Here is a 1,770-nt window from a genome sequence, read left to right on the forward strand (position 1 = left end):
GGAGATCAACATCCCCTTGGGTGCCAAGAACAACAACACCAGCAGCACCCGTTGCCGCCATATCAACCCCACCGGCTAAAAAATGAGCTTGTATATCACAACCGGCATGCGCCTTGAGATTCCCTTGTGCTAAAACAATCCCCTCAAGCTTCAAGTCTCCGCCCGATTCAAGAGCCATATCAGCACCTGACCCTAGCCCTGAAACTTGAAGAGTCTGGCGCGAAGAAAGCTCCATATTGCCCCCAGAGGTTGCCTTACCGGCAATCGATAAAAGCCCATCCTGCGCCTCTATCTTCAAATGACCATCAGCGCCAACCGTTTCTAACGTCACATCCTTATGGGCGGCAATATCAATATGCTTTTTCGAGGTGATGTGCTTTGCCAATATGCTCTGGCTTTTCGATTTGAGGACAACACCCCCATGACCAAAAACATTCTTCAACGAGATTTTCCNGCGAACCCCAACACCTTTTTCTGTTGCCACAAGTTTAATCTGATCCGCCTGTAGAGCCCCCAAAGCAGAACCATCTATCGCATATTCCGGTTTACCGGTAACATCGGTCAGTTCTTTCATTTCCCGTGAAGCATAATCAAAGTGACCTGTCCCTGCTGTCACACCAATTTCTCTGCCCGCAATAGCTCCTTCAAAGTGCACCGTGCGTGAGACAATATCGACAATATCAACCGCTCCTTGACCAGAGAAAAAATTGGCTCCCTTAGCGCCAAAGGTGATATCCCCACCTCGCACCTCAAAGCCTTTCAAAAAACCACTCGCATCAATTTTGGGTACACCTGTGGTTAAGGTCGCATGGGGCGTATTGATAAAGCCACAACCATCACAGCTTATTCCATTGGGATTGGCTATAATCACATCGGCTGGGCTTCCAAAAACCTCTCCTGGACCATGAAGCGCACTGCGCTTGCTGCTGGTCACTTCATTTAAAATCACTTTTGCCGAACCCGTGAAACGCAAATGCGGATTGCCCGGCATAATGCCCCCCAACTGCGATTGCCCTACTTCTTGCGCATGATTGTTCCAAATCACACCTGGATTTCCAATATTAAAATCGTTATATTTATTGTGCGATAAGCCCTTGCCATTGGGGGTAACAATATCAATCGAGGGAACCCCATTGGGCGCTGCCACTATATCTGGACGATGGGCGGCATTCGCGTTAGGATCAACTGCAATTTGCGCCTGTAACGCTGAAGGGGCTAACAAACAAGAAAAACCAAGTCCCCCAAATAAAACCTTTTTGAGCATCGTACTGGAGACTAAAACACCTAATAAAGCTGCTCTTTCTGCTCTCTTCTCATATCTCATACTTTAACTCCCCAATAAAAAATGCTTAAAGTTCCATTGTTAATGTCATAAAAAATGTTCCTGATTTTTTGTGCTTAACTGTGCTCCAAAAAATACTGGAATAACTAGCATCAAGAGAGACCATGCCTCCCGCAAGCTTGACACCGGCTGTCCAACCGGCAAGCTGGTCACTCTTAATCCCATACAAAACTTGCGAAAACACACGCCCATAATCCAAACCAACATAAGGGCGAAGTTCACCAAAAACCTTTTTGAAGGTCGCGTGATTGCTCCACGGAACGGTGCGTAGCAACAAATCATTCCGGCTAAAAAAACCGTTATTGCCAAAAAGCAAACTCTCACGCGTGCCACGAACATTGGAAGCGCCCCCCAACGAAATCTGCTCAGCACCCAATAAATTATGCGGTGAATATTGACCACTCAAAAGATTGCTCAGTATAAAGTCC

General features: G+C 46.7%; 2 protein-coding genes. Both read right to left on the reverse strand.

What is annotated here, in order from left to right:
- On the reverse strand, positions 1-1,324 hold a 1,324-nt coding region (locus ACFILU_RS03210), incomplete at its 3' end, for a filamentous hemagglutinin N-terminal domain-containing protein (protein ID WP_375674726.1).
- A 25-nt stretch (positions 1,325-1,349) separates the two neighbouring features.
- A partial coding sequence (locus ACFILU_RS03215; RefSeq protein ID WP_375674728.1) for a ShlB/FhaC/HecB family hemolysin secretion/activation protein occupies positions 1,350-1,770 on the reverse strand: 421 nt, incomplete at its 5' end.

The organism is Bartonella sp. CL100XZDX (assembly GCF_042195375.1).
Taxonomy (GTDB): Bacteria; Pseudomonadota; Alphaproteobacteria; order Rhizobiales; family Rhizobiaceae; genus Bartonella.